This window comes from Pantoea sp. YR525 (assembly GCF_900116775.1).
Lineage (GTDB): Bacteria > Pseudomonadota > Gammaproteobacteria > Enterobacterales > Enterobacteriaceae > Pantoea > Pantoea symbiotica.
In genome coordinates, this window is record NZ_FPBU01000005.1 from 349,263 (window position 1) to 376,020 (window position 26,758).

23 protein-coding genes are annotated in these 26,758 nt (G+C 55.2%); 15 read left to right on the forward strand and 8 right to left on the reverse strand.

What is annotated here, in order from left to right; all coding sequences use genetic code 11:
* The first annotated feature begins 225 nt into the window (after nucleotides 1-225).
* From fhuA to fhuB, 4 genes are read left to right on the forward strand one after another with little or no spacing between them, the layout of a single operon-like run.
* Nucleotides 226-2,430 (forward strand): ferrichrome porin FhuA, encoded by a 2,205-nt coding sequence (gene fhuA / locus BM323_RS12775; RefSeq protein WP_008108503.1) that lies wholly within the window; start codon nucleotides 226-228, stop codon nucleotides 2,428-2,430.
* A 55-nt stretch (nucleotides 2,431-2,485) separates the two neighbouring features.
* Entirely contained in the window at nucleotides 2,486-3,280 is a 795-nt protein-coding gene (fhuC, locus tag BM323_RS12780; RefSeq protein WP_008108501.1) for a Fe3+-hydroxamate ABC transporter ATP-binding protein FhuC, read from the forward strand.
* A 9-nt stretch (nucleotides 3,281-3,289) separates the two neighbouring features.
* On the forward strand, nucleotides 3,290-4,168 hold the full coding sequence (fhuD, locus tag BM323_RS12785; RefSeq protein WP_008108500.1) for a Fe(3+)-hydroxamate ABC transporter substrate-binding protein FhuD: 879 nt from the start codon (nucleotides 3,290-3,292) through the stop codon (nucleotides 4,166-4,168).
* On the forward strand, nucleotides 4,168-6,144 hold the full coding sequence (gene fhuB / locus BM323_RS12790) for a Fe(3+)-hydroxamate ABC transporter permease FhuB (RefSeq protein ID WP_008108499.1): 1,977 nt from the start codon (nucleotides 4,168-4,170) through the stop codon (nucleotides 6,142-6,144). Before fhuD ends, fhuB begins: the two co-directional genes overlap by 1 nt.
* A gap of 59 nt (nucleotides 6,145-6,203) precedes the next feature.
* Here the strand turns inward: fhuB and hemL are convergent, their stop codons facing one another.
* The gene (hemL, locus tag BM323_RS12795; protein WP_008108498.1) at nucleotides 6,204-7,484 is read right to left on the reverse strand and encodes a glutamate-1-semialdehyde 2,1-aminomutase; all 1,281 of its coding nucleotides are present in this window, start codon (nucleotides 7,482-7,484) and stop codon (nucleotides 6,204-6,206) included.
* A gap of 200 nt (nucleotides 7,485-7,684) precedes the next feature.
* Here hemL and erpA point away from each other — a divergent pair, with 200 nt between their 5' ends.
* Nucleotides 7,685-8,032, forward strand: a complete 348-nt coding sequence (erpA, locus tag BM323_RS12800; protein ID WP_007893884.1) for an iron-sulfur cluster insertion protein ErpA — start codon at nucleotides 7,685-7,687, stop codon at nucleotides 8,030-8,032.
* A gap of 35 nt (nucleotides 8,033-8,067) precedes the next feature.
* Here the strand turns inward: erpA and BM323_RS12805 are convergent, their stop codons facing one another.
* The 3 genes from BM323_RS12805 to mtnN form a co-directional block, all read right to left on the reverse strand.
* Nucleotides 8,068-8,319 (reverse strand): hypothetical protein, encoded by a 252-nt coding sequence (locus BM323_RS12805; RefSeq protein WP_008108497.1) that lies wholly within the window; start codon nucleotides 8,317-8,319, stop codon nucleotides 8,068-8,070.
* A 108-nt stretch (nucleotides 8,320-8,427) separates the two neighbouring features.
* Nucleotides 8,428-9,237, reverse strand: coding sequence for a vitamin B12 ABC transporter substrate-binding protein BtuF (btuF, locus tag BM323_RS12810; protein WP_008108496.1), 810 nt, complete (start codon nucleotides 9,235-9,237; stop codon nucleotides 8,428-8,430).
* On the reverse strand, nucleotides 9,230-9,928 hold the full coding sequence (gene mtnN / locus BM323_RS12815) for a 5'-methylthioadenosine/S-adenosylhomocysteine nucleosidase (RefSeq protein WP_008108495.1): 699 nt from the start codon (nucleotides 9,926-9,928) through the stop codon (nucleotides 9,230-9,232). Before mtnN ends, btuF begins: the two co-directional genes overlap by 8 nt.
* 97 nt (nucleotides 9,929-10,025) lie before the next feature.
* Here mtnN and dgt point away from each other — a divergent pair, with 97 nt between their 5' ends.
* The 4 genes from dgt to BM323_RS12835 all read left to right on the forward strand — a co-directional run bounded on the left by dgt (nucleotide 10,026) and on the right by BM323_RS12835 (nucleotide 15,675).
* Nucleotides 10,026-11,519 (forward strand): dGTPase, encoded by a 1,494-nt coding sequence (gene dgt, locus BM323_RS12820; protein ID WP_008108494.1) that lies wholly within the window; start codon nucleotides 10,026-10,028, stop codon nucleotides 11,517-11,519.
* Between the two features lie 136 nt (nucleotides 11,520-11,655).
* A complete protein-coding gene (gene degP, locus BM323_RS12825) occupies nucleotides 11,656-13,104 on the forward strand; it encodes a serine endoprotease DegP (RefSeq protein WP_008108493.1) in 1,449 nt (482 codons plus the stop codon).
* A gap of 184 nt (nucleotides 13,105-13,288) precedes the next feature.
* Nucleotides 13,289-14,446 carry a CdaR family transcriptional regulator gene (locus BM323_RS12830; protein WP_008108492.1) on the forward strand — a complete coding sequence of 386 codons (1,158 nt, stop codon included), beginning with the start codon at nucleotides 13,289-13,291 and terminating at the stop codon, nucleotides 14,444-14,446.
* Nucleotides 14,446-15,675: an alginate lyase family protein gene (locus tag BM323_RS12835; protein ID WP_008108491.1), complete on the forward strand. Its 1,230-nt coding sequence runs from the start codon at nucleotides 14,446-14,448 to the stop codon at nucleotides 15,673-15,675. Before BM323_RS12830 ends, BM323_RS12835 begins: the two co-directional genes overlap by 1 nt.
* Before the next feature lie 41 nt (nucleotides 15,676-15,716).
* On the opposite strand, the gene BM323_RS12840 is transcribed toward BM323_RS12835, so the two are convergent.
* From BM323_RS12840 to map, 4 genes are all read right to left on the reverse strand, one after another.
* Nucleotides 15,717-16,106 (reverse strand): DUF3461 family protein, encoded by a 390-nt coding sequence (locus tag BM323_RS12840; protein ID WP_008108490.1) that lies wholly within the window; start codon nucleotides 16,104-16,106, stop codon nucleotides 15,717-15,719.
* A 293-nt stretch (nucleotides 16,107-16,399) separates the two neighbouring features.
* Nucleotides 16,400-17,224: a 2,3,4,5-tetrahydropyridine-2,6-dicarboxylate N-succinyltransferase gene (gene dapD, locus BM323_RS12845; protein WP_008108489.1), complete on the reverse strand. Its 825-nt coding sequence runs from the start codon at nucleotides 17,222-17,224 to the stop codon at nucleotides 16,400-16,402.
* 123 nt (nucleotides 17,225-17,347) lie between these two features.
* Nucleotides 17,348-20,002 carry a bifunctional uridylyltransferase/uridylyl-removing protein GlnD gene (gene glnD / locus BM323_RS12850; RefSeq protein ID WP_008108488.1) on the reverse strand — a complete coding sequence of 885 codons (2,655 nt, stop codon included), beginning with the start codon at nucleotides 20,000-20,002 and terminating at the stop codon, nucleotides 17,348-17,350.
* Between the two features lie 70 nt (nucleotides 20,003-20,072).
* On the reverse strand, nucleotides 20,073-20,867 hold the full coding sequence (map, locus tag BM323_RS12855; protein WP_008108487.1) for a type I methionyl aminopeptidase: 795 nt from the start codon (nucleotides 20,865-20,867) through the stop codon (nucleotides 20,073-20,075).
* A 318-nt stretch (nucleotides 20,868-21,185) separates the two neighbouring features.
* Between map and rpsB the strand changes: the two genes are divergently transcribed.
* From rpsB to ispU, 6 genes are all read left to right on the forward strand, one after another.
* Entirely contained in the window at nucleotides 21,186-21,905 is a 720-nt protein-coding gene (gene rpsB / locus BM323_RS12860; protein WP_007893898.1) for a 30S ribosomal protein S2, read from the forward strand.
* 182 nt (nucleotides 21,906-22,087) lie between these two features.
* Nucleotides 22,088-22,939 (forward strand): translation elongation factor Ts, encoded by an 852-nt coding sequence (gene tsf, locus BM323_RS12865; RefSeq protein ID WP_008108484.1) that lies wholly within the window; start codon nucleotides 22,088-22,090, stop codon nucleotides 22,937-22,939.
* A gap of 154 nt (nucleotides 22,940-23,093) precedes the next feature.
* A complete protein-coding gene (pyrH, locus tag BM323_RS12870) occupies nucleotides 23,094-23,819 on the forward strand; it encodes a UMP kinase (RefSeq protein ID WP_007893903.1) in 726 nt (241 codons plus the stop codon).
* A gap of 142 nt (nucleotides 23,820-23,961) precedes the next feature.
* The gene (frr, locus tag BM323_RS12875; protein ID WP_036649587.1) at nucleotides 23,962-24,519 is read left to right on the forward strand and encodes a ribosome recycling factor; all 558 of its coding nucleotides are present in this window, start codon (nucleotides 23,962-23,964) and stop codon (nucleotides 24,517-24,519) included.
* Nucleotides 24,520-24,633: 114 nt separating this feature from the next.
* The gene (gene ispC, locus BM323_RS12880; RefSeq protein WP_175501704.1) at nucleotides 24,634-25,836 is read left to right on the forward strand and encodes a 1-deoxy-D-xylulose-5-phosphate reductoisomerase; all 1,203 of its coding nucleotides are present in this window, start codon (nucleotides 24,634-24,636) and stop codon (nucleotides 25,834-25,836) included.
* Nucleotides 25,837-26,002: 166 nt separating this feature from the next.
* Nucleotides 26,003-26,755 carry a (2E,6E)-farnesyl-diphosphate-specific ditrans,polycis-undecaprenyl-diphosphate synthase gene (gene ispU, locus BM323_RS12885; protein ID WP_007893909.1) on the forward strand — a complete coding sequence of 251 codons (753 nt, stop codon included), beginning with the start codon at nucleotides 26,003-26,005 and terminating at the stop codon, nucleotides 26,753-26,755.
* Nucleotides 26,756-26,758: the final 3 nt, after the last annotated feature.

Sequence of the window (26,758 nt, forward strand, 5' to 3'; positions counted from 1 at the left end):
GAATTTCCGCTTTGCGGCAGTGCAATTTCCCGATTGCTGGCCTCAGTTCCCTTCATCGCTAATTTATTATTTGCGATCATGAATATGCGCGATCTGGCTGTAAACGCCGCGCTAACGGGCATTAGTCGTTGCGAATGTGGCGTTATTTCGCCTAAAATCCGTGCGTCATAATAATCATTCTCGTTTGTATTCACCTGCATCGACTTTTTTCGAGAGACCTCATTTATGAATACGCGAAACACCAATCCTTGTTTTTTACGCCCGCGTTCGCTGGCTTGGCTTATTTCACTGACTCTGGGTACGTTCAGCGTGCAGGCGTTGGCAGAAGATACCGTGGTTGTCAGCGCCGATGGCGGCAGCGGCGTGGCGCAAGAGAATGCATGGGGCCCGTCGCCAACCATCGCGGCCAAACGCAGCGCCACCGGCACCAAAACCGATACACCGATTGAAAAGAACCCGCAGTCGATCTCTGTAGTCACGCAAGAAGAGATGGCGATGAAAAACGTCACCAGCGTGAAAGGGGCTTTCAACTATACGCCTGGCGTATTGACCGGTAACCGCGGCAGCTCCAATGTTATCGATGCACTCTCCATTCGCGGCTTCAGCGAAACCAACACCAATCAATATCTTGATGGACTTAAGCTGCAGGGCGATAACTACTCTGAGTTTGCTATCGATCCCTATTTCCTCGAGCGCGCTGAGCTGTTGCGCGGTCCTGTTTCGGTGCTGTACGGCAAGAGCAATCCGGGCGGCGTCGTTTCGCTGGTGAGTAAGCGTCCGACGCAGGAGACGCTGCGTGAAGTGCAGTTCCAGATGGGCACCAATAATCAGTTCTCCACCGGTTTCGACTTCGGCGGCTCGCTGGATGATGACGGCGTTTACAGCTATCGCCTGACCGGCCTCGCGCGCAGCGCCGATGCGCAGCAGGAGATGAACAAAGAGAAGCGCTACACCATTGCGCCATCGTTCAGCTGGCGTCCGGATGAGAACACGCGTTTTGATCTGCTGACCTACTTCCAGAACGAACCAGAAACCGGCTATTACGGCTGGTTGCCGCGTCAGGGCACAGTGGTGGGCATCACGCGTCCTGACGGCAGCAGTTACAAGCTGCCGACCAACTTTGATGAAGGCGAAGACAGCAACAAGATTTCGCGCAACACCAAGATGGTGGGCTACAACTTCGAGCACAGCTTCAACGATACCTGGACGGTGCGACAGAATCTGCGCTATGCGGATTTGAGAACGGATTATCGCAGTATTTATGGCAATGGTTTTAATGCCATAACACAGCAAATCACGCGCGGTTCAGCGGTTTCTGATGAAAAGCTTAATCAGTTTGCCGTTGATAACCAGGCGCAGGCTAAATTTGCGACAGGGCAGGTTGATCACACGCTGTTGCTGGGTGTGGATTTCCAGCGCACCCGCAATGATATTGATGCGCAATTTGGTACCGCATCACCGCTGAATGCTGTTAATCCGCAATATGGCGATGACAGCGTGACGCCGTTTGCGACGCCTTATCAGCATCTCAATAAGCAGCGCCAAACCGGTCTATACGCACAGGATCAGATGGAGTGGAATCGCTGGGTGTTAACCCTCGGCGGTCGCTACGATTACGCGATGAACTCGGTATACGATCGCGTGGCCGATAGCGTTGATCGCCAGAACGATCAGGCTTTCACCTGGCGTGGCGGTCTGAACTATGTGTTTGATAACGGTATCGCGCCTTACTTCAGCTACAGCGAAGCCTTTATCCCGAATGCGGGTGCGACTTTTGGCGGTGAAGCCTTTGATCCTTCGCGCGCCAAGCAGTATGAAGCCGGTGTGAAATACGTTCCTAAAGATCGTCCGGTGGTACTGACGGCTGCGGTATATCAGCTGACCAAAACCAAAAACCTGACGGCCGATCCGGATACGGTTAACCATCCATTTGCCAGCATTCAGAGCGGTGAAATCCGTTCACGTGGCGTTGAACTGGAAGCTAAAGCGGCGCTGAATGCCAACATCAACATGACCGCGTCTTATACCTACACTGATGCGGAATATACCGAAGACACCAATCTGAAAGGTAAAACGCCGAATCAGGTGCCGAAGCATATGGCATCGCTGTGGGGCGATTATACCTTCCATGAAACTGCGCTTTCAGGCGTGACGCTTGGTGCAGGTGTACGTTATGTCGGCGAAAGCAAAGGTATTTACAGCGCCAATGACCCGGCGAACGAGAACCAAAACTTCGACGTCGCCGGTTACACCACGGTTGATGCCGCGCTGAAATACGATCTCGCACGCTTTGGCATGCCGGGATCAAGCATCGGCGTTAACGTCAATAACCTGTTCGATCGTGAATACGTCGCTAGCTGCTACCGCGATTACGCCTGTTACTGGGGCGCTGAGCGCCAGATCGTCGGTACTGCGACTTTCCGTTTCTAATCGTGTTACGTAGGTCGCCATAAATGGCGATCCTACAGATTAACCAGGGATTATCATGCAGCATCCGCACCACGCAGAAACCACCTTCAGGCTGGATAACGTCAGTTTTCGTGTGCCGGGCCGCACGCTGCTTCATCCGCTGTCGCTTACGTTTGCACCGGGTAAAGTCACCGCGCTGATTGGTCATAACGGTTCCGGCAAATCCACGCTGTTGAAAATGCTTGGTCGTCACCATGCGGCGAGTGAAGGGCGCGTATTGCTGAATGAGGACGCGGTCGATAACTGGGGCAGCAAAGATTTTGCGCGCCAGGTAGCGTATCTGCCGCAGCAGCTGCCAGCGGCGGAAGGCATGACGGTGCGCGAGCTGGTGGCGATTGGCCGCTATCCGTGGCACGGCGCGCTGGGCCGTTATGGTCAGGAAGATCGCGATCGGGTGGATGAAGCAATTACGTTAGTGGGATTAAAACCTTTTGCTGGTCGTCTGGTGGATAGCCTTTCCGGCGGCGAGCGCCAGCGTGCCTGGCTGGCGATGCTGGTGGCGCAGAACAGTCGCTGCCTGCTGCTGGATGAACCGACGTCGGCGCTGGATATCGCCCATCAGGTTGATGTGCTGGCGCTGATTCAGCGTCTCAGCCGCGAACGTGGACTGACGGTGATTGCGGTGCTACACGATCTCAACATGGCGGCGCGCTATTGCGATCGTTTGGTGGCGCTGCGCGGTGGCGAAGTGATTGCCGAAGGCGGCCCTGAGGTGATCATGCAGGCCGATGTGCTGGGCAACATTTACGGTATTCCGATGGGCATTTTGCCGCATCCGCTGGGCGGCGCGCCCGTCAGTTTCGTTTATTAAGGCCTCGCCATGTTCGACATTTCTCGCCGCCGTCTGCTGACGGCGCTGGCGCTTTCCCCGTTGATGTCCGCGTTGCCGCTGCGTGCTGCCGTGCCCGATGCGCAGCGCATTCTGGCGCTGGAGTGGCTGCCAGTGGAGCTGCTGATGGCGCTTGGCGTGACGCCACTCGGCGTGGCCGACATGCACAACTACAACATTTGGGTCGGCGATCCGCAGCTGCCGCCCGGCGTTATCGATCTCGGTCTGCGCACCGAACCCAATCTGGAGCTGATGACGCAGCTCGAACCTTCGCTCATTCTGCACTCCAATGGTTACGGCCCGGCGCTGGATAAGCTGCAGCGCATCGCGCCGACCATGGGTTTTGACCTGAATAGCGGCGACGGCAAACCGCTCAGCACCGCGCGTCACTCGCTGCAGGCGCTCGGCGCACGTCTTGGCCGTAAAGCGCAGGCCGTGCAGCATCTGCAATTTGTGGATGAGCAGCTGGCGGCGGCGCGTGAACGCCTCAAACCGTGGGCCGATCGTCCGGTGCTGCTGATGTCGCTGATGGACAGCCGCCATGCGATTACCTTCGGCAAAAACAGCCTGTTCCTCGAGGTGATGGAGATCCTCGGCTTGAGCAACGCGTGGCAGGGCGAAACCAACTTCTGGGGCAGCGCGGTGGTTGGGCTGGAGCGGCTGGCGGAAGTGGGCGATGTGCAGGTGATCTGCTTCGATCACGATAACGATCGCGATATGCAGCAAGTGATGGCTACCGCGCTGTGGCAGGCGCTGCCGTTTGTGCGCGCGCAGCGTTTCCAGCGCGTGCCGGCGGTGTGGTATTACGGCGCGACCTATTCGGCGCTGAAATTTGTCCGCGTGCTGGAACACGCGCTGGAGTCGCACTGATGCGCAATCGTCTCTTTCCCGTCGCGCTGCTGAGTGCGGTCTTTTTGCTGGCGCTGGCCTTAACCTTGATCAATCTGCGCCAGGCGCTGCCGAGCGAGCAGTGGTCACAGGCGTTTTTCGCGCCTGACATCAACAATATTCAGCAAGTGGTGTTTCATCACAGTTTGCTGTCGCGACTGGCGCTGTCGCTGCTGGTTGGCGCGGGCCTTGGCCTCGCTGGTTTGCTGTTTCAACAGGTGCTGCGCAATCCGCTGGCGGAACCCACCACGCTTGGCGTGTCGTCGGGCGCTCAGCTGGGGATTACCGTCGCGACCTTATGGCATTTGCCGGGTGGCGAGCTCACGCAGCAGTTTGCGGCGATGGGCGGCGCGGTGCTGGTCGGCATTCTGGTATTCGGCGTTGCCTGGGGCAAACGTCTGTCGCCAGTAACGCTGATCCTGGCTGGGCTGGTATTGAGTTTGTACGCCGGTTCAGTGAATCAAATCTTCGCTATCTTCAATCACGATCAGCTGCAAAACATGTTCCTGTGGAGCACCGGCGCGCTCAACCAGCTGGATGGACACAACGTGGCCCAACTGTGGCCGCGTCTGCTGCTGGCGTTTGTGGTGGCGCTGGCGCTGCTGCGCCCGCTGACGTTGATGGGGCTCGACGATGACGTAGCGAAAAACCTCGGTCTGGCGCTGTCGGCGGCGCGTATTGCCGCGCTGGCGCTGGCGATTTTGCTTAGCGCGCAGTTGGTCAATGTTGCGGGCATCATCGGCTTTATTGGCCTGTTTGCGCCGCTGCTGGCGAAGATGCTCGGCGGACGTCGCCTGATGAGCCGCATGATGCTGGCCCCGTTGATTGGTGCGCTGCTGCTGTGGCTGGCCGATCAGTGCGTTCTGTGGCTCACCAGCCACTGGCGCGAAGTCTCTACCGGCACGGCGACCGCGCTGATCGGCGTGCCGATTCTGCTGTGGCTGTTGCCGCGCTTGCGTACCGGATCGGTGCCACCGGCGCTCAATCAGGGCGATAGCGTGCCGGCTGAGCGGCAGAACGTCTTGCGCTGGTGTCTGATTGGATTACTGGTTCTGGGCATATTCAGCTGGGTTGGCATTACCTTTGGTCGCGATGCGCACGGCTTTACGTGGGTGGGCGGCGATATACTGCAGCAGCTGCTGCCGTGGCGCGCACCGCGCGTATTGGCCGCGCTGATTGTCGGCATGATGCTCGGCGTGGCAGGTGCGCTGATCCAGCGTCTCACCGGCAATCCGATGGCGAGCCCGGAAGTGCTGGGCATTAGCTCGGGTGCGGCGTGCGGCGTGGTGGTGATGATGTTCTTTGTGCCGGGCGATGCGGTGGCGTGGCTGTTGCCTGCCGGTGCGCTGGGCGCAGCATTGACGTTGATGATTATTATGCTGGTGGCGAGTCGCGGCGGCTTCTCGCCGGAACGTATGTTGCTGGCGGGTATGGCGCTCAACAGCGCGTTCGTCACTATTCTGATGGTACTGCTGGCCAGCGGCGATCCGCGCATGGGCGGCTTGCTGAGCTGGATTTCCGGTTCAACCTACAACATCAATATGCAGCAAGCGGTGCAAAGCGCGGTGGTGGGTTTGGTGCTGATTGCGCTGGCGCCGCTGGCGAGTCGCTGGTTAACATTGTTGCCGCTCGGCAGCGCCACTGCGCGTTCGGCGGGCATGGCGTTGACCACTTCTCGCCTTAGCTTGCTGTTGCTGGCGGCGGCATTGACCGCCACGGCAACCTTAACCATCGGGCCGCTGAGCTTTATCGGCCTGATGGCGCCGCATATCGTGCGTATGCTTGGGTTCCGCCGTGCGTTACCGCAGGTGTTGATGGCCGGTTTGTTAGGCGGCGGTTTGATGATTTTCGCCGACTGGTGCGGCAGGATGCTGGCGTTCCCGGATCAAATTCCAGCCGGGTTGATGGCGACCTTCTTTGGTGCGCCGTATTTTATCTGGTTGTTGCGGCGGGCGTAGTGTTGGTCGCCATTAATGGCGACCCTACAAGGTCTGTAGAGTGCGCCATTGAGGGGATTTTATAGCTTAGCGAAGCTGCGACGTGCGGCATCGATGGTGCGCTGAATATCTTCTTTGCTGTGCGCCAGCGACATAAAGCCGGCTTCGAAAGCGGATGGCGCGAGGTAAACGCCTTCTTCCAGCATCAGGTGGAAGAAGCGCTTGAAGCGTTCAACGTCACACTGAGTCACGTCCTGGTAGCAGGTGACTTCATCGGCGTCGGTGAAGAAAATCCCGAACATGCCGCCCACGTGGTTGATCACCAGCGGAATGTTTTCGGCTTTCGCTGCGGCCAGCAAGCCTTGCGCTAACTGCGTGGTCAGATCGGTCAGCGTGCTGTGCGTACCTGGCTGCGCAATCTGCGACAGACATGCAAAGCCCGCCGCCATGGCAATCGGGTTACCGGACAAAGTACCGGCCTGATAAACCGGACCGGTTGGCGCCAGCGCATCCATCACATCGCGACGACCACCAAACGCACCAACCGGCATGCCGCCGCCGATGATTTTACCCAGGCAGGTCAGATCGGGCGTCACGTCGTAATAGGCCTGAGCACCGCCCAGCGCGACACGGAAGCCGGTCATCACTTCGTCGATGATCAGCAGCGCGCCGAATTCGTCACACAGCGCACGCAGGCCCGGCAGGAAGTCCGGCTGCGGTGGAATGCAGTTCATGTTACCCGCGACCGGCTCAACGATGATGCAGGCGATATCCTCAGGATATTGCTCGAAAGCCGCGCGCACGGTGCTGAGATCGTTGTAGGTGCAGGTCAGCGTGTGTTTTGCGAAATCTGCCGGTACGCCCGGCGAGTTTGGCTGGCCGAGCGTCAGCGCGCCGGAGCCGGCTTTTACCAGCAGGCAGTCGGCGTGGCCGTGATAGCAGCCTTCAAATTTGATGATTTTGTCGCGATGGGTGAAGCCGCGCGCCAGGCGAATGGCGCTCATGGTGGCTTCGGTGCCGGAGTTAACCATGCGCACCATGTCCATGCTAGGCACCAGCTCGCACACCAGCTCGGCCATTTTCACTTCCATCTCGGTCGGCGCGCCGAAGCTCAGACCGCGCGCGGCGGCTTCAATCACTGCATTACGGATGTTGGCGTTGTTGTGACCCAGCACCATCGGGCCCCACGAACCGACATAATCGATATAGCCTTTGCCGTCGGCGTCATACAGATACGCACCGTCAGCGCGTTCGATGAACAGCGGCACACCGCCCACACCGGTAAATGCACGTACCGGGGAGTTCACACCGCCAGGGATCAGGCGTTGCGCTGCGGCATACAGGTTTTCTGACTTACTCATTGTTCTGCTCCTGCTGTTCGGGAAAAAATCTGGCGCCATTCTACGGGAATAACGGCTTGCGCTAAAGTTTAGGGTATATACTTTCCTGCGCATGCGGCGGCACGCAGTGTCAAGCTTGAGACTTGATTGCACTGGACGGCTGGCAGATAATAGCGAGATTAAGGTCGTTTTCTGACCTCGACGTTTACCCGGAGTAAAAGATGAGTGACGACTTAGCAGCGCTGCCTTTGCAATTCACTGATGCAGCAGCAAAAAAAGTGAAAAACCTGATTTCTGATGAAGAGAATCCCGAGCTGAAATTGCGCGTCTATATTACCGGCGGCGGTTGCAGCGGTTTCCAGTACGGCTTCACCTTTGACGATCAAATGAATGACGGCGACATGACCATCGAGAAACAAGGCGTGGCGCTGGTGGTGGATCCGATGAGCCTGCAATATCTGGTGGGCGGTTCCGTGGATTACACAGAAGGCCTGGAGGGTTCACGTTTTATCGTGACCAATCCGAATGCCAAAACCACCTGCGGTTGCGGTTCTTCCTTCAGCATCTAATGCTGCTTCTGGCTGCCGTTCTGGTAGCCAGATTCCTACCACTCAATTGTTACCAGGCGCGCAGATTCACGGCGCGTGGCATCGCGTTTTAACACACGTTCGGTAATGCGCGGCTGTGCGCTGAAATGGCGTCCACAATCCACGGTGGGCAGAGTGTGTTCATTCTGGCGTGAGATATCGCAACGCGAGAATAACGTCAAGGTGACGGCGATAGAGCCGGTCGACGTGGCCGCACTCAATGGTGCAGCGATCACGAGCCCTATGGCCAGCAGCAGTGCTCTGGTCATGAATAGTTCCTGGTGAAGACAAAATTGCGCTAAGCGCTAAAAATGGGCACAGAGCATACGTGGCCGCTGCGCCTTGTATTATGATTTACGACAATTTCTGCCGGATCTTTAATCTTTATTGGTGCTTTTTTTCGTCGGATGTAAATCTGCACACAGCTGTTTCGCCGCCAGCAGCATGCGAGGCCCCGGACGGCTCAGCCAGTCGTCATTGATGGCGATCACCGGCACATCCAGCTGCGGCTGCCAGAATTTGGCAATGCTGGCGGCGTGTGCGGCGTTACCGCCAATCACAATCGCCTGCGGATGGCGCATCAGTACTTGTTCACGGCTCACCTGCGGCCAACTGACGCTGCTATCGGCAAAAATATTCCTGCCCCCGCACAGCTCAATCACCTGGTTTTGCATGGTGTTACGCGAAGCGGTAAACAGCGGTTGCTGACCAAACTGCAAAAACAGCGGGATCGGCGTGCTTTGCTGATACTGCTGGCGCAGCGCCGCTTCCTGCGCACGTAATGTCTGCGCTGCGTCAATCGCTTGCTGTGGCTGCGGGCTCCAGCGCTGTAACGCCGCCAGCGCATCGATCATTTGATCAATGGTTTGTGGATCGATCCACTCAACCCTAATCCCGAAACGTTGCAGCTGTTCGATTTGTCGCTGCGGATTACCGCCACGCCACGCCAGCACCACATCCGGCTTGAGTTGCAGAATGCGTTCTACTTTGATGCCTTGCCAGTTCGCGACCTGTTCCAGCGCGTTAGCCTGCGCGGGATAGTCGGAGAAGGCGCTGACGGCCAGCGGCGTGATGCCTGCGGCGAAAGCCAGTTCGGTCAGATGGGGCGAAAGCGTAATAACGCGCGGCGCGGCGGCGAACAGGCTGTTGCACAGCAGCAACAGCCCAAGCAGCAGGATTTTAGCCACGCGCCAGCTGAACCAGCAGGTTTTCAACCATCAGCGAAGACTGTTTTGCCGCAACGCTGAGGAACTCGTCAAAGCTCAGGTGTGATTCCTGATCGGCGACGTCAGAAATCGCGCGCACCACCACAAAAGGCACCTTGAACTGATGGCAAACGTGACCGATCGCGGTCGCTTCCATCTCCACCGCAATCGCCTGCGGGAAGGTGGTGCGGATACGCGCCAGCGGTGCCGCGCCGTTGATAAAAGCATCGCCGCTCACGACCAAACCGCGTACCGCGTTGAGGTCGAGCTGCTTGATAACCCGCTCAGCGGCGGCAATCAGTTTGTCATCTGCCACGAAAGCCGCGGGGCAACCGGCCATCTGGCCTGGCTCGTAACCGAAGGCAGTGACGTCTGCGTCGTGATAGCGCACTTCATCGGACACCACGATATCGCCCACTTTCAGCGTTGGCGCCAATCCGCCAGCAGAACCGGTGTTGATCACCACATCCGGCTTGCACAGCTGGAGCAACAAGGTGGTGCCGAGCGCGGCAGCCACTTTACCGATGCCTGATTTCAGCAGCGCCACTTCAACACCGTTCAGCGTGCCGGTGTAAATTTCGCAGCCGGCCAGCGTCAGTGTCTGGCGGTTTTCGATTTTGTCACGCAGCAGAGTAACTTCCTGCTCCATCGCGCCAATAATGCCTACTTTCATAAGAATCTCGCTAATTTAATGGATGTAACCCGCATAAGTGAGGCATAGTCTAACATGGCTGATTGAGGAAGAATTCACGAAAAAATAAGGGGTAATTATGGCGACGATCAATTTCAGGAAGAAGATCAGTTTCACCCGCCCTTATACCAGCCGCAAAGATCCCGAAGGGGAATACTTTATTACCCGCCACTTTGAAAGCGATCGCGGACGTATTATTAACTCCGCCGCGATTCGTCGTCTGCAACAGAAAACCCAGGTATTCCCGCTAGAGCGCAACGCGGCGGTGCGTTCGCGTTTGACGCACTCGCTGGAAGTGCAGCAAACCGGGCGATATATCACTAAAGAGATTCTGCAAGCGCTGAAAACGCAGGGCGGCGGGCTGGCGAATTATGGGCTGGATGAGTTCGAAGGTGCCTTCGAAAGCCTGATAGAGATGGCCTGTTTGCTGCACGATGTTGGCAATCCGCCGTTTGGTCACTTTGGTGAGGCGGCGATCAATGACTGGTTCGATGATAATCTGCCTGCCGAGTTGGTCGATCCGCTGGTGGCGGGTGTTGCCGATGAATCAGAGCGATCTGCTTTTGACCAGTTAAATGCAATGATTCGTCAAGATTTATGCCATTTCGAGGGCAACGCTCAGGCGATTCGCCTGGTGCATACGCTGCTGCAACTCAATCTCAGCTATGCGCAGGTCGCCTGTATTTTGAAATATACCGCGCCGGCATGGTGGCAAGGCGATAAACCGGCTGAATTTAGCGTATTAATGAAAAAACCGGGTTTCTATTTATCTGAGCGTGAATATGTGGCTGAGTTACGCGAGGCAACGAATATAAAAGAGCACCATCGTTTTCCGCTCACCTGGATAATGGAAGCCGCCGACGATATCTCTTATTGCATTGCCGATCTGGATGACGCCGTAGAAAAAGACATCTTCCATGTTGAAACGCTGTATAAGCATTTACTCGATGCCTGGGGCACGGTAAAAACCGGCGATGTTTTCAGCCGCACCATCGGCGATGCCTGGAAAGAGGCTAATCAGAAAAAACGCCGCAGTATCAGCGATCAATTCTTTATGTCGCTGCGGGTTAACGTGCAAAACGTCTTAGTTAGCCATGCGGTTAAGCGTTTCATCGACAACTTACCGGCTATTTTCGAAGGCGATTTTAATCATGCTTTGCTGGAAGATGATGGCGAAGAAGGGCGCTTGCTGAAACTGTTTAAAACGGTGGCGCGTCAGCAGGTGTTTAATCATCCTGAAGTTGAACAACTGGAATTACAGGGTTATCGGGTGATTAAAGGTCTGCTCGAAATATATCAGTCATTGCTGTTGCTGGATTACGAGCAATTTACCACTTTGATGAACGAGGATTTTCTGGCAAAGCATCCAATTGAAACCCGGCTGTTTCACAAGCTTTCCGGCAAACATCGCAAAGCCTATCAGCAACACATGCGTTCATTAATTGTTGAGCATAAATATCAGCGCCTGTTGTGGGAACGTTATTATCGTGCGCGTCTGATTCAGGACTACATTAGCGGGATGACGGACAATTATGCCTGGGATGAATATCGTCGTTTAATGGCGGTTGAATAAGCGCAGAATTGTAAAGACGAAGAACAATTTTTTACCTTTGCCTAAAACTTTATTAGGAACTTCGCGCTAAAAACTTAATCTCACCATCACGACCACAGCAATGGTCTGGCCGTAATTCTTAGAGAGACACAGATAAATGAAAAAAAACACAATTATGCTGGCGTTGGCGCTGAGTTTCGGCGCGACGGCGTTGAGCCCTGTGAGTGTATTTGCCGCAGAGACCGCTTCTTCTTCCAGCCAGCAGTTGCCAAGCCTGGCACCGATGCTGGAAAAAGTCATGCCGTCCGTGGTGAGTATCAGCGTGGAAGGCACGACGACGGTTAAAACACCGCGTATGCCACAGCAATTCCAGCAATTCTTTGGTGATAATTCTCCGTTCTGTCAGGACGGTTCACCGTTCCAGAGTTCGCCAATGTGCCAAAACGGCGCGGGCGGTGACGGCGGCGGCGCGGATGGCGGTGCTAACGCGCAGAAACAGCAGTTCCGTGCGCTCGGTTCTGGCGTGGTGATTAACGCGGATAAAGGCTATGTGGTGACTAACAACCACGTGGTGGATAACGCGACCAAAATTCAGGTTCAGCTCAGCGATGGCCGTCGCTACGATGCCAAAGTAATTGGTAAAGATCCGCAGTCAGATATCGCGCTGATTCAGCTGCAGGATGCGAAAAACCTCACCGCAATCAAAATTGCCGATTCTGACAACCTGCGCGTTGGTGATTACACCGTGGCGATCGGTAACCCGTACGGCCTCGGCGAAACCGTGACCTCGGGGATTGTTTCAGCGCTGGGTCGCAGCGGCCTGAACGTTGAAAACTATGAAAACTTCATCCAGACCGATGCGGCGATCAACCGGGGTAACTCCGGCGGCGCGTTGGTTAACCTTAACGGTGAGCTGATCGGGATTAATACCGCGATTCTGGCACCGGACGGCGGCAACATCGGTATCGGCTTTGCGATCCCAAGCTCAATGGTGAAAAACCTGACTGCACAGATGGTTGAGTACGGCCAGGTGAAACGCGGCGAGCTGGGCATTATGGGCACCGAGCTGAACTCTGAGCTGGCGAAAGCGATGAAAGTCGATGCGCAGCGCGGCGCCTTTGTTAGCCAGGTACTGCCGAATTCCGCCGCGGCGAAAGCCGGCGTGAAAGCCGGTGACGTGGTGGTGTCAATGAACGGTAAAGCGCTGACCAGCTTCGCGGCGCTGCGTGCCGAAGTCGGCTCGCTGCCGGTCGGCACCAAGCTGCAGCTGGGTCTGCTACGCGAAGGCAAACCGGTGAACGTCACGGTTGAACTGCAGCAGAGCTCGCAGGATAAAGTGCAGTCCGCCACCATCTACACCGGCATTGAAGGTGCCGATCTCAGCAATATCGATACAAATGGCCAGAAAGGCGTGCGTGTCGATAGCGTTAAGCCGGGCAGCGCAGCGGCGCGTATCGGTCTGAAGAAAGGTGACGTGATTCTCGGCGTGAACCAGCAAGCCGTGGCTAACCTTGGCGAGCTGCGCAAAGTGCTCGATACCAAACCTTCGGTGCTGGCACTGAACGTACAGCGCGGTGACAGCAGTTTGTATTTGCTGATGCAGTAAGTTTCAGGTTGTTGATAACAGGCGAGCTTCGGCTCGCCTTTTTTGTGTCTGTGCAAATGTCCGGTACTGAATGTGACGCTTACCGCAAATCCCGCATAATCCCCACGGCTATGTGCAGTTGCACAATGTCAGCGCCTTATCGGATGCGTATTCTGTCTGTTCGTCCTTATCTCCGGAGTGTTTGATGGCCACCTATCATCTCGATGCGCGACTGGCTCAGGATATTGTTGCCCGCACCATGCAAATTATTGATAGCAATGTCAACGTGATGGATGCGCGCGGCCGCATCATCGGCAGTGGCGATCGTGAACGTATTGGCGAATTGCACGAAGGCGCGCTGCTGGTGCTGTCACAAGGCCGCGTGGTGGACATCGACGAAGCGGTGGCAAAACATCTGCACGGCGTGCGTCCCGGCATCAATTTACCGCTGCGTATTGATGGCGACATCGTCGGCGTAATCGGTTTGACCGGCCAGCCAGCAACGCTGCGTCACTACGGCGAGTTAGTGTGTATGACCGCTGAAATGATGCTGGAGCAGGCGCGTTTGCTGCATATGCTGGCGCAGGACAGCCGCTTGCGTGAAGAATTGGTGCTGAATCTGGTGCGCAGCGAAACCTTATCGCCAGCGCTGAGCGAATGGGCGCAGCGGCTCGGCATCGATCTCAATCAGCCGCGTGTGGTGGCGGTGGTGGAAGTGGACAGCGGCCAGCTTGGCGTCGATAGCGCCATGTCCGAACTACAGCAGCTGCAAACGCTGCTGACCACGCCGGAGCGCGACAACCTGATTGCGATTGTTTCACTCACCGAAATGGTGGTGCTGAAACCGGCACTGAATGCGCATGGCCGCTACGATCAGGACGATCATCGCCGTCGCGTGGATCAACTGCTGCAACGCATGAAAGAGAGCGGACAGGTGCGGATGCGTATCGCGCTCGGCAACTACTTTACCGGTCCCGGCAGCATCGCGCGTTCGTACCGTACCGCGCGCACCACCATGATGGTGGGCAAACAGCGCATGCCGGAACAGCGCAGCTATTTTTATCAGGATCTGGTGCTGCCGGTGCTGCTCGACAGTTTACGCGGCGGCTGGCAGGCCAACGAACTGGCGCGCCCGCTGGCGAAGCTGAAAAGTATGGATAACAATGGTTTGCTGCGGCGTACATTGGTGTCGTGGTTTAGCCATAATGTGCAACCCAGCGCTACGGCGCGCGCGCTGTTTATTCACCGCAACACGCTGGAGTATCGCCTCAATCGTATTTCCGAGCTTACCGGTCTCGATCTGGGCAACTTCGACGATCGCTTGCTGCTGTATGTGGCGCTACAACTGGATGAGCAAAGTTAATGAGAAACCTGTGGATTGTGCTGCTGTGGCTGTATAGCGCGCTAAGTGTGGCTAACGATCCGGCCTTTCTCTCTTTAAACGATCTTCAGCGGGTTAAGCAGCAGCTGGCACATCATCAAGCTGCGCCGCCCACGATCGATGCCTGGCATCAGTTAAAGCAGCAGGCGGATAACGCGCTGAAACACCCCAATCCCAGCGTCACCGATAAAGGTTTGCTGCCGCCGAGCGGCTCGAAGCAGGATTATTTAAGCCTGAGCGCCTATTGGTGGCCGGACGACAGCAGCGCCGACGGATTGCCGTGGCAGCGTCGCGACGGTGAAGTGAATCCCGCCAGTAAGAATGAACAAAGTGATGGTGTGCGGCTGGCGCGCTTTACTGCTGATTTTCAGGCACTGACGCTGGCCTGGTATTTCTCTGGCGATCAACGTTATGCCGATAAAGCGCTAGCGATGATGCGCCACTGGTTTATCGATCCCGCCAGCCGCATGCATCCGAATCTAAACTTTGCACAAGGCATTCCGGGCCGATCCGCAGGCCGCCATGATGGCGTGCTGGATGGACGCTACTTTGCCACGCGCGTGGTGGATGCGCTGACTTTGCTGCGTAGTGCGCCCGGTTGGCAGCCAGCCGATCAGCAGGCGATGCATTTTTGGTTTAGCGAGTATCTGCACTGGCTGCGGCACAATCCTTTAGCGCTACAAGAAGCGGCGGCGGCGAATAATCATGGCAGTTGGTATTGCACGCAGGTGGCGGGCATTGCCTGGTATCTGGGCGATCGTGAGACGGTTAAAGCGATGGTGGAATTGGCGAGCAGTAAAATTGCGCTGCAAATCCGTGCCGATGGCAGTCAGCCCGCAGAGTTAGCGCGCACGCGATCCTTCCATTACAGCTACTTCAATCTGCAGGCGCTTACTGCATTGGCGCAGTTGGCCGGTAAAGCGGGATTGGGTGATTTATGGCATAGCAGCCAACAGCAAAGCGGCACGTTGCTGGCTGCGCTGGACATGATGGCGCCGTACAGCGATGCCAGTAAAGTCTGGCCGTGGAAAAACCGCGATCGGGTGAGCCAACGCATCATTCCGCTGCTTTCAATGGCCGACAACAGTTTGCAGCAGCCACGTTATCAACAGTGGATCATGCAGACGCAATGGAAAGATCAAAACAGCGGGGCGGTGATGCAGGCACTGCGCGATACCTGGCTACTTTCGCTGCCATATCAGCAACCATAAAAAAGGCCAGCATTCGCTGGCCTGTTAGCAAAAGCGAACAATTATTTATTGCGGGTCAGCTGGTCGAGGTCTGATTCGATCTCAGCGATCTTGTTAGAGACCACGCTTTCCAGATGGCGCAGATCCGCCAGAATTTTACGCTTCAGATCCACTTCAACCTGGTCGCGCTGGCAAATCTGGTCCAGCTCATCGATCACGTAACGCAGGTTCGGGCTGATTTCCTGCACTTCTTTGTAACCCTGGCTGGTGTGATCGGCGACTACGGTTTTGCGCTGACGTGGATATTTGAATTTCACGCTTTTAGCGAAGAATTCACCTTTGTCTTTGCGGAAGTAGATTTTAAGAATGTCGTTGTTAGCTTCCTGACGCAGGCTGTAACGGTCGATGTCTTCAGGAGAGCTGATACCTAAGCTTTTCAGGTTGTCGTACATAGCGTTTATATTCCATCTAAGAGTGGGTGAGCGCGCAGGACTATCATCATCATTCGGGATGCAGCAGAAACGCGGCAACCGGAACGCTTACGGCATACTTAATCAACTGTAGACACAAAAACCGGGATGAACAGTGCGCGACCGGAGTTAACTTGGCGCGGATTATGAACTGTTTGAAAAATAAACGCACGTGTTAATTCGCGGCGCGAAACAGGTAATTCAGGCGGGAGTGTAAACAAATAATTACGGGCCTGTAGGCAGGCCCGTCGGGAAGATTTACAGGCAGGAAAAGCTTAGTCGATGCTGCGCAGCAGTTCGTTAATGCCTGTTTTGCTGAGGGTTTTAGCGTCAACTTTCTTCACGATGACCGCGCAGTACAGGCTGTAGCTACCATCTTTTGACGGCAGGTTACCTGAAACGACGACGGAACCTGCCGGTACGCGACCGTAATGCACTTCGCCGGTTTCGCGGTCAAAGATTTTGGTGCTCTGGCCGATGTAAACGCCCATTGAGATCACTGAACCTTCTTCGACGATCACGCCTTCAACGATTTCTGAACGTGCGCCGATGAAGCAGTTATCTTCGATGATGGTTGGATTGGCCTGCAGCGGCTCCAGCACGCCACCGATTCCCACGCCGCCTGACAGGTGGACGTTTTTACCGATCTGCGCGCAAGAACCCACGGTCGCCCAGGTATCAACCATGGTGCCTTCATCAACGTAAGCGCCGATGTTGACGTAAGAAGGCATCAGCACGGTGTTACGCGCGATGAATGCGCCCTGACGCACGGCAGCCGGTGGCACTACGCGGAAACCGGCGTTTTTGAAACGCGCTTCATCCCAGCCAGCAAACTTCATTGGCACTTTGTCGTAGAAGCGGGTTTCAGAACCTTCCATTACCTGGTTGTCGTTGATGCGGAACGACAACAGCACCGCTTTCTTCAGCCACTGATGCGTTACCCACTCACCGTTGATCTTTTCAGACACGCGCAGTTCACCGCTATCCAGCAGGCCGATAACCTGGGTGATAGCATCGCGGGTCGCGCTGTCTACGCTAGAAGGCGTGATGTCGGCGCGTCGCTCAAAGGCAGATTCGATAACGCTCTGTAACTGTTGCATATTTATTTCCTGATTCTGTCATGACGGATGTCCGTAAATTCGGACATGATTAATATGTCTACCCTAAATCCTTCACGTTGTAGGAAAGCCAACGCACCTGCAACGTGAAGGATGAAAGCCAGGTCACAGTTTATCGTTTGGATTAAGGGCTTCTGTCAACCTCTGTTGCAACACATTGCGCATTTCCACCCCAAGTGCACGCCGCTCACTATCGGCGAGGATGAAAAGATCCTCAACCCGCTCACCAATCGTACTAATGCGTGCGCCATGCAGCGAAACCCCCAAATCAGCGAACACTTCACCCACGCGCGCCAGCAAGCCGGGCTGATCGAGCGCGACCAATTCCAGATAGCTGCGGCGGTCGGTGTGCGTTGGCAGGAAGTTGACTTCGGTATCGACACTGAAATGTTTGAGGCGCGCGGACTGGCGGCGCGTACGCGGCGGCACCCATTCGTTCTGCGTGATGGCTTGTTCCAGCGCCTGAATGATCAGCGGATGGCGATCGGCGGCCAGCGGGCTGCCATCTGGCTCCAGCACAATAAAGGTGTCCATCGCCATGCCATCGCGGCTGGTAAAGATCTGCGCATCATGCACGCTGAGATTACGGCGATCCAACTCACCGGCCACCGCTGCAAACAGGTGCGGACGATCCGGGCTCCAGATAAAGATTTCGGTACCGCCGCGCGTGGCCTGCGGGCTGACCAGCACCAGCGGTTTGTTGAGATCGTGGTGAATCAAATGACGCGCATGCCAGGCGAGCTGATTCGGCGTGTGGCGCAGGAAATAGTCGGCGCGGCAACGGCTCCAGATATGGTGCAAACGCTCTTCGTCGAGGTTTTCCATGCGCAGCAGCGCCAGTGCTTGCAAGCGATGATGACGTACGCGTTCGCGCAGATCCGGGCTGTTTTCCATGCCGCGGCGCAGCTGTTTTTCGGTGGCGAAGAACAGCTCACGCAACAGGCTCTGCTTCCAGCTGTTCCACAAGCTTTCATTGGTGGCGCAGATATCGGAAACCGTCAGGCACGCTAAATAGCGCAGGCGGTTTTCGTTCTGCATCACTTCGGCGAACTGCTGAATTACCGTGGGATCCTGAATGTCGCGGCGCTGCGCGGTCACTGACATCAATAAATGATGGCGAACCAGCCAGGCAACCAGCTGGGTTTCACGGGAGTTGAGGCCGTGTAATTCGGCAAAGTCGAGCGCATCCTGCGCGCCGAGAATCGAGTGATCGCCGTTGCGGCCCTTGGCGATATCGTGCAGCAGCGCGGCCATCAGCAAAAGTTCCGGTTGCGGCAGACGCGGCCAGAGTTCAACGCACAGCGGATGCATCGGGCGCGTGGCTTCGTCGGCAAAACTCTCCAGTTTTTGCAGCACGCGAATGGTGTGCTCATCCACCGTGTAAGCGTGGAACAGATCGAACTGCATCTGGCCGACGATGTTGCCCCACAGCGGCGTATACGCCCACAACACGCTGTGACGATGCATTGGCACCAGCGCGCGCTTTACCGCGCCCGGATGACGCAGAATCGCCATAAAGGTTTCACGCGCTTCAGGAATCTGGCACAGCGGCTGTTTCAAATGACGGCGCGCATAGCGCAACTGCCGCAGCGTGGTGGAGTAAATGCCTTTGATGTTTTCGTTGCGCACCATCACGTAGAACATACGCAGGATGGCTTGCGGCTCACGCTCAAACAGCGTGAGATCGCGCAGGTCGATCAGGTCACCGCGAATCTGGAAGTCATCATCAATATTGCGCGGCTTTTCAGTGGTCGACAGCGCCAGAATCGCTTCATCGAACAGCTGCAGCAGCATCTGATTGAGTTCGCCGATGCGGCGCGTAACGCGGTAGAAGTCCTTCATCATGCGCTCAACCGGCTCGTTGACCTCGCCCAAATAGTTGAGGCGTTGAGCGACGGTCAGCTGGCGATCGAACAGCAGGCGGTTGTCATAACGCGTCAGCGTTAAGTGCAGCGCAAAACGAATGCGCCACAAAAATTCCTGACACTCATTGATTTCATTGCGTTCCGCTTCGGTGATAAAGCCGAAACCGACCATTTCATCCATGGTGGTGGCGCCAAAGTGACGGCGCGCCACCCATTGCAGCGTGTGAATGTCGCGCAGGCCGCCGGGGCTGCTTTTGATATCCGGTTCGAGGTTGTAGCTGGTGCCGTGATAGCGCTGGTGGCGCTCCTGCTGCTCTTCAATTTTGGCGGCGAAGAAGCGCGACGACGGCCAGAAGCCATCGCTGAAGATGTTCTTTTGCAGTTCGAGAAACAGCGCTACATCGCCGGTGAGCATGCGCGATTCGATTAGATTGGTGGCGACCGTGAGATCGGATAAGCCTTCCAGCAGGCACTCTTCCAGCGTACGTACGCTGTGACCGACTTCCAGCTTCAAATCCCACATCAGCGTTAGCAGCTCGCTGGTGCGCTGCGCGGCCGCGTCATCCAGCGGCTGGCGGCTGAGGATCAGTACATCAATATCGGAAAGCGGATGCAGTTCGCCGCGACCATAGCCGCCAACGGCAACCAGCGCGATCTCTTTCATCTGGTCGAAACCAAAGAAGCGCCACAGGCGACGCAATAAGCGGTCGATAAACAGCGTGCGCGCATCGATCAGCGATTCGATATCGGTGCCCGCATCAAATGCGATGCCAAGATGCTGCTGGAATTGCTCAAGATACTGTTTGAGCTTGTCGCGCGTCAGGGCGTCATCGGGCCAGCTGGCGGGGGAATCGGTCAGGCCTTTGTGTACTGCTTCGGTCACGCTACCACTCATCAACATGCCTCTTCATTACGCACATAAAAAAGGCCAGCTATAAGCCGGCCTGGTACTGTCAGCGAGATGATTACGCGACGTTTTCGAGCACCGCTGGAATGGTGTCATCTTCACGCAGCGTCAGAATCTCACAGCCGTTTTCTGTCACCACAATAGTATGCTCATACTGCGCGGACAAGCTGCGATCTTTGGTTTTCACGGTCCAGCCATCCTTCATGGTGCGGATGCGGTAATCACCGGCATTCACCATCGGTTCGATGGTGAAGGTCATGCCTGCTTGCAATACCACGCCGCTGTCATCCGCATCATAATGCAGGACCTGCGGCTCTTCGTGGAAGCCTTTGCCGATGCCATGACCGCAATACTCGCGCACCACTGAAAAATCCTGGGCTTCGACATACTGCTGAATCGCACGGCCCAACTCACGCAGACGAATCCCCGGCTTCACCAGACGCAGCGCGATATAGAGACTTTCCTGGGTAACGCGACACAGGCGCTCACCCTGAATGGTCGCTTTACCGACGATGAACATTTTTGAGGTATCGCCGTGATACTCATCTTTGATCACCGTGACATCGACGTTAACCACGTCGCCATCTTTCAGCACACGATCGTCGCTCGGAATACCGTGACATACCACTTCATTCACCGAAATACACACCGACTTCGGGAAGCCGTGATAGCCGAGGCAGGCGGAAATCGCCTGCTGCTTCTGCGTGATGTGTTCGTGGCAGAGACGATCCAGTTCACCAGTGGTGACGCCAGGCACCACGTGCGGTGCAATCATCTCCAGCACTTCAGCCGCAAGACGGCCCGCCACGCGCATTTTTTCGATTTCTTCAGGGGTTTTAATTGAAATAGCCATTAAATTAATCCGCAATCGTCGAAATTTTCGACAATAATGAGTTCTGTGGCAGTCATGTTAGCAGCCAGCAAAAGGGCTGCCAAATGGCGATTGTCTGCGCCTGCGGCGCTCAACTACTATTGGCGTATTCCTGCGCATTGTGGTATAAAGCGCGCCGACGATTCTCTGTCACCGACGTTTGGCTGGCAGGAAACGCATAAAACTCATTATGTGTACTAAAACACACATGTATCGACACATACGCCGGGGTGCCTTGAAAGAGGTCGGTCGTATGGGATACATGGAGGCCCAACCCCAAATCAAACTTTAGAGGTAATCATGGCAACTGTTTCAATGCGCGACATGCTCAAGGCTGGTGTTCACTTTGGTCACCAGACCCGTTACTGGAACCCGAAAATGAAGCCATTCATCTTCGGCGCACGTAACAAGGTTCACATCATCAACCTCGAGCAGACTGTGCCAATGTTCAACGACGCTCTGGCTGAGTTGAAAAAGATCTCTTCCCGTAAAGGTAAGATTCTGATCGTTGGTACTAAGCGCGCTGCTGCCGAAGCGGTAAAAGAGTCAGCTCTGAGCTGCGACCAGTTCTTCGTAAACCACCGCTGGTTGGGTGGCATGCTGACTAACTGGAAAACCGTTCGTCAGTCAATCAAACGCCTGAAAGATCTTGAGTCTCAGTCTCAGGACGGTACTTTCGACAAACTGACCAAGAAAGAAGCGCTGATGCGCACTCGCGAACTGGCCAAGCTGGAAAACAGCCTGGGCGGTATCAAAGATATGGGCGGTCTGCCGGATGCACTGTTCGTTGTTGACGCTGATCACGAGCACATCGCTATCAAAGAAGCAAACAACCTGGGTATCCCAGTATTTGCTATCGTTGATACCAACTCTGATCCAGACGGCGTTGACTTCGTTATCCCAGGTAACGACGATGCGATCCGTGCTGTAAGCCTGTACCTGACTGCCGTTGCGACTACCGTACGCGAAGGCCGTTCACAGGATCTGGCTGAGCAGGCTGAAGAAGCTGCTGAAGCTTAATAAGGTTCGCTCTTTCTAAGAGCCCTTAGACATCAGATGTTATCTGTTAAGGGGGCCGTTCAGGCCCCTTTATTTTATCTAAGTCTGTCACGCTCACTGCAGAGCGAGCGGGGCAGAGTAAATTTTCCGCAACAAGTTTCTGACAGTGTGTGAGCACACAGAGACGAATCGAGGATTCTGGAATGGCTGATATTACCGCTGCATTGGTAAAAGAACTGCGTGAGCGTACTGGCGCAGGCATGATGGACTGCAAAAAAGCGCTGACCGAAGCGAACGGCGACATCGAGCTGGCGATTGAGAACATGCGCAAATCTGGCGCAATCAAAGCCGCTAAGAAAGCAGGCAACGTTGCTGCTGATGGCGTGATCAAAACCAAAATCGCTGACGGCTTCGCGGCGATCCTGGAAGTAAACTGCCAGACCGACTTCGTTGCTAAAGATGGCGGTTTCCAGGCGTTTGCTGACAAGGTTCTGGATGCAGCTGTCGCTGGCAAAGTTACCGATGTGGAAGTTCTGAAAGCGCAGTTCGAAGAAGAACGCGTAGCGCTGGTTACGAAAATCGGTGAGAACATCAACATCCGTCGTGTTGCTATCCTGGAAGGCGCTGAGCTGAACAGCTATCAGCATGGCGCACGTATCGGTGTGGTTGTTTCTACCACCGGTGCTGACGAAGAACTGAGCAAGCAAGTTGCTATGCACATTGCTGCAAGCAAGCCAGAGTTTGTTAAGCCAGAAGACGTGTCTGCAGACGTGGTTGAGAAAGAGTACCAGGTTCAGCTGGACATCGCCATGCAGTCTGGCAAGCCAAAAGAAATCGCAGAGAAAATGGTTGAAGGCCGCATGAAGAAATTCACCGGCGAAGTTTCTCTGACCGGTCAGGCTTTCGTTATCGATCCAAGCAAAACCGTTGGCCAGGCGTTGAAAGAGAAAAACGCTGACGTCATCAACTTCATCCGCTTCGAAGTGGGTGAAGGCATTGAGAAAGTTGAAGCTGACTTCGCAGCAGAAGTTGCTGCAATGTCCAAACAGTCTTAATGGTCCGAAAGAACCGCCACAAGGCGGTTCTTTTTTGTCTGCGATTTAGTGCAGCACTTTCAGTCTCATCCCAATAGCTTTTCTCGCGGGCTTTGCGGATGATCGACCAGATTTTACTTCTCCTTTTCATCATATCTTCCAGGAAGAACTGACCATGGCGACCAACGCAAAACCTGTATATCAACGTATCCTGCTAAAACTGAGTGGCGAAGCACTGCAAGGTGCCGAAGGTTTTGGCATCGACGCGAGCGTGCTTGACCGCATGGCGCAAGAGGTTAAAGAGCTGGTTGAATTGGGCATTCAGGTGGGTGTGGTTATTGGTGGCGGTAACCTGTTCCGCGGCGCAGGTCTGGCTCAGGCGGGCATGAACCGTGTGGTCGGCGACCATATGGGCATGCTGGCAACAGTAATGAATGGCCTGGCAATGCGTGATGCGTTGCACCGTGCGTATGTCAATGCGCGTTTGATGTCAGCGATTCCGCTGAACGGTGTGTGTGACAACTACAGCTGGGCAGAAGCGATCAGCCTGCTGCGCAATAACCGTGTCGTGATCTTTGCGGCCGGTACTGGCAACCCGTTCTTTACCACTGACTCTGCAGCTTGTCTGCGCGGCATCGAAATCGAAGCCGACGTGGTACTGAAAGCCACCAAAGTAGACGGCGTCTACTCTGAAGATCCGGTGAAAAACCCGGATGCCACGCTGTATGACCAACTGAGCTATGCAGAAGTGTTGGATAAAGAGCTCAAAGTGATGGATCTCGCCGCCTTTACGCTGGCGCGTGATCACAAACTGCCTATCCGCGTCTTCAACATGAACAAGCCTGGCGCGTTGCGTCGCGTCGTGATGGGTGAAAAAGAAGGCACCCTGATTACGCATTAATACCCGACGCACGTTAAAATAAGGTATATTCTTTTGCCGCGATGCTCCGGCATCGCGCAGCAATTAGGATGATCGATGTTTATCGATACCGCTTCCGGTTAGCCCGGAAATGGCCAGGTCAACCGAATTCAAGGGTTTCAACGTGATTAACGACATTAAAAAAGATGCAGACACGCGCATGGAAAAATGTGTGGATGCATTTAAAAACAACATCAGCAAAATCCGCACCGGCCGTGCTTCACCTTCACTGCTCGACGGCATTGTGGTTCCTTATTACGGTACACCTACGCCGCTGCGTCAGCTGGCTAGCGTGACAGTAGAGGATTCACGTACGTTGAAAATCAACGTATTTGATCGCTCGCTGAGCGCTGCTGTTGAGAAAGCGATTATGACGTCTGATTTGGGTCTGAACCCAAGCTCAGCCGGTAGCGATATTCGTGTGCCGCTGCCAGCGCTGACCGAAGAGCGTCGTAAAGATCTGATCAAGATCGTACGTGGCGAAGCTGAGCAGGGCCGTGTCTCTGTACGTAACGTCCGTCGTGACGCGAACGACAAGATCAAAGCGCTGCTGAAAGACAAAGAGATCAGCGAAGACGACGAACGTCGTACGCAGGATGAGATCCAGAAAATGACCGATGCGCACATCAAGAGTGTTGATGCGGCATTGGCCGATAAAGAAAAGGAACTGATGGACTTCTAATTCCATCAACTGCTTTTCAAAACGCCGTTCAGAGACGTGTTCGACTCTGGCGGCGTTTTACATTGTGTCCGGCGCCGTTGCGGGCACCCTCCACGACTTCACAGGGATAGCATGATGAAGCGATTAACTCTGCTGGGTTCGACCGGCTCCATTGGTACCAGCACGCTGGCGGTGATTACCGCAAATCCTGAACTTTATCAGGTGACCGCGCTGGTGGCCGGCCAGAATGTGGCGTTGATGGCTGAGCAATGCCTGCAATTCCAACCTCGCTATGCTGCGATGTCCGACGAGAAATCTGCACAAGCGCTGCGTGAGCGACTGAAAGCACTCAACGTTAATACCGAAGTGCTCTCCGGCGTTCAGGCAGCCTGCGAACTGGCCGCGCTGGATGATGTGGATCAGGTGATGGCGGCGATTGTTGGCGCCTCAGGTTTACAGCCTACCATGGCCGCAATTCGTGCCGGCAAAACCGTGCTGCTGGCCAACAAAGAATCGCTTGTCACATGCGGCCGTCTGTTTATGGAGGCGGTACGCCAACATCAGGTGCAATTGCTACCCGTCGATAGTGAGCACAACGCCATTTTTCAGAGTTTACCCGCTTCCATACAGCATCAGTTGGGGTACGCTGATCTGCGGGGGAACGGCATCGAGTCGATTCTCCTTACGGGATCGGGTGGTCCTTTTCGTGACACGCCATTAGCCGATTTAGCCGGTATGTCGCCGGATCAGGCTTGTGCGCATCCGAACTGGTCAATGGGGCGTAAAATCTCCGTTGATTCGGCCACCATGATGAATAAAGGTCTTGAATACATTGAAGCCCGCTGGCTGTTTAATGCGACTGACGCGCAGATGGAGGTGATCCTGCATCCGCAGTCTGTTATCCATTCGATGGTGCGTTATTGCGACGGCAGCGTGCTGGCGCAACTGGGCTCTCCGGATATGCGGACGCCTATCGCGCACAGCATGGCATGGCCAGCACGTATCTCTGCGGGCGTAACGCCGCTCGACTTCACTCGCATGAAGTCGTTGACGTTTGCCGAGCCGGACTACGAGCGCTATCCCTGCCTGAAGCTTGCGATTGATGCCTGTGCCACAGGCCAGGCCGCTACGACATCGTTGAACGCAGCGAATGAAGTGGCGGTGGCAGCTTTTCTGCAGCACCAGATTCGTTTTACCGATATCGCCGCCATCAACAGCGAAGTGCTGGCGACCCTGAGTTGTCAGGAGCCGGGCAGCATTGACGAGGTGATGGAGATCGATCGGTTAGCGCGCGTGCGTGCCAATGAATTGTTGCCGCGCTTTCGTTTAGCAGGTTGATAGTTCCCGCTATTTGTTCGCTCTGGGTGAAAATGGTATAGTCGCTCGCTCGCGTTTCACAGCCCGACATTGTTTCGATGTCATCTGGCGTGTTTGCCGGAGTTTGCTGCAGGCGCAATGTATTCAGAAACCACAGCATTTCTGATGAAAGGAATTATTACGCGTTATGTCGTCCAACAATCACAACACAATCGATGACGAGTCGTACTGCACGCCACGTCACGTGGCCATCATTATGGATGGTAATGGTCGCTGGGCAAAAAATCAGGGCAAACTGCGTATTTCAGGCCACAAAGCCGGGGTAAAATCAGTACGCCGGGCTGTCAGCTTTGCGGTTAGCCATAAACTGGAGGCGCTCACGCTTTATGCGTTCAGTAGTGAAAACTGGAGCCGTCCGATTCAGGAAGTGACAGCATTAATGGAGTTGTTTGTCTGGGCGCTCGACAGCGAAGTTAAAAGCCTGCACAAGCACAATGTGCGTCTGCGCATTATTGGTGATATCAGCCGTTTCAATAACCGTATTCAGGAACGCATTCGCCGCGCCGAGGAACTGACTCAGCAAAATAATGGACTGACCCTTAACATTGCTGCCAACTATGGCGGCCGTTGGGATATTATCCAGGGTGCCAGAAAATTGGCCGAACAGGTTCAGGAAGGTTTATTGCGTCCTGACCAGATTACCGAAGAAAGCCTGGCTCCGTATCTGTGTATGCAGGAGCTGGCGCCAGTGGATTTAGTGATAAGGACCGGGGGAGAGCATCGGATTAGCAACTTCCTGCTGTGGCAAATCGCCTATGCTGAGTTTTGGTTTACCGATGTTCTTTGGCCTGATTTTGATGAAAACGTTTTTGAAGGTGCACTGAATGCATTCTCTACGCGGGAGCGACGCTATGGCGGTACTGCACCAGGCGGCGCCTAAGCA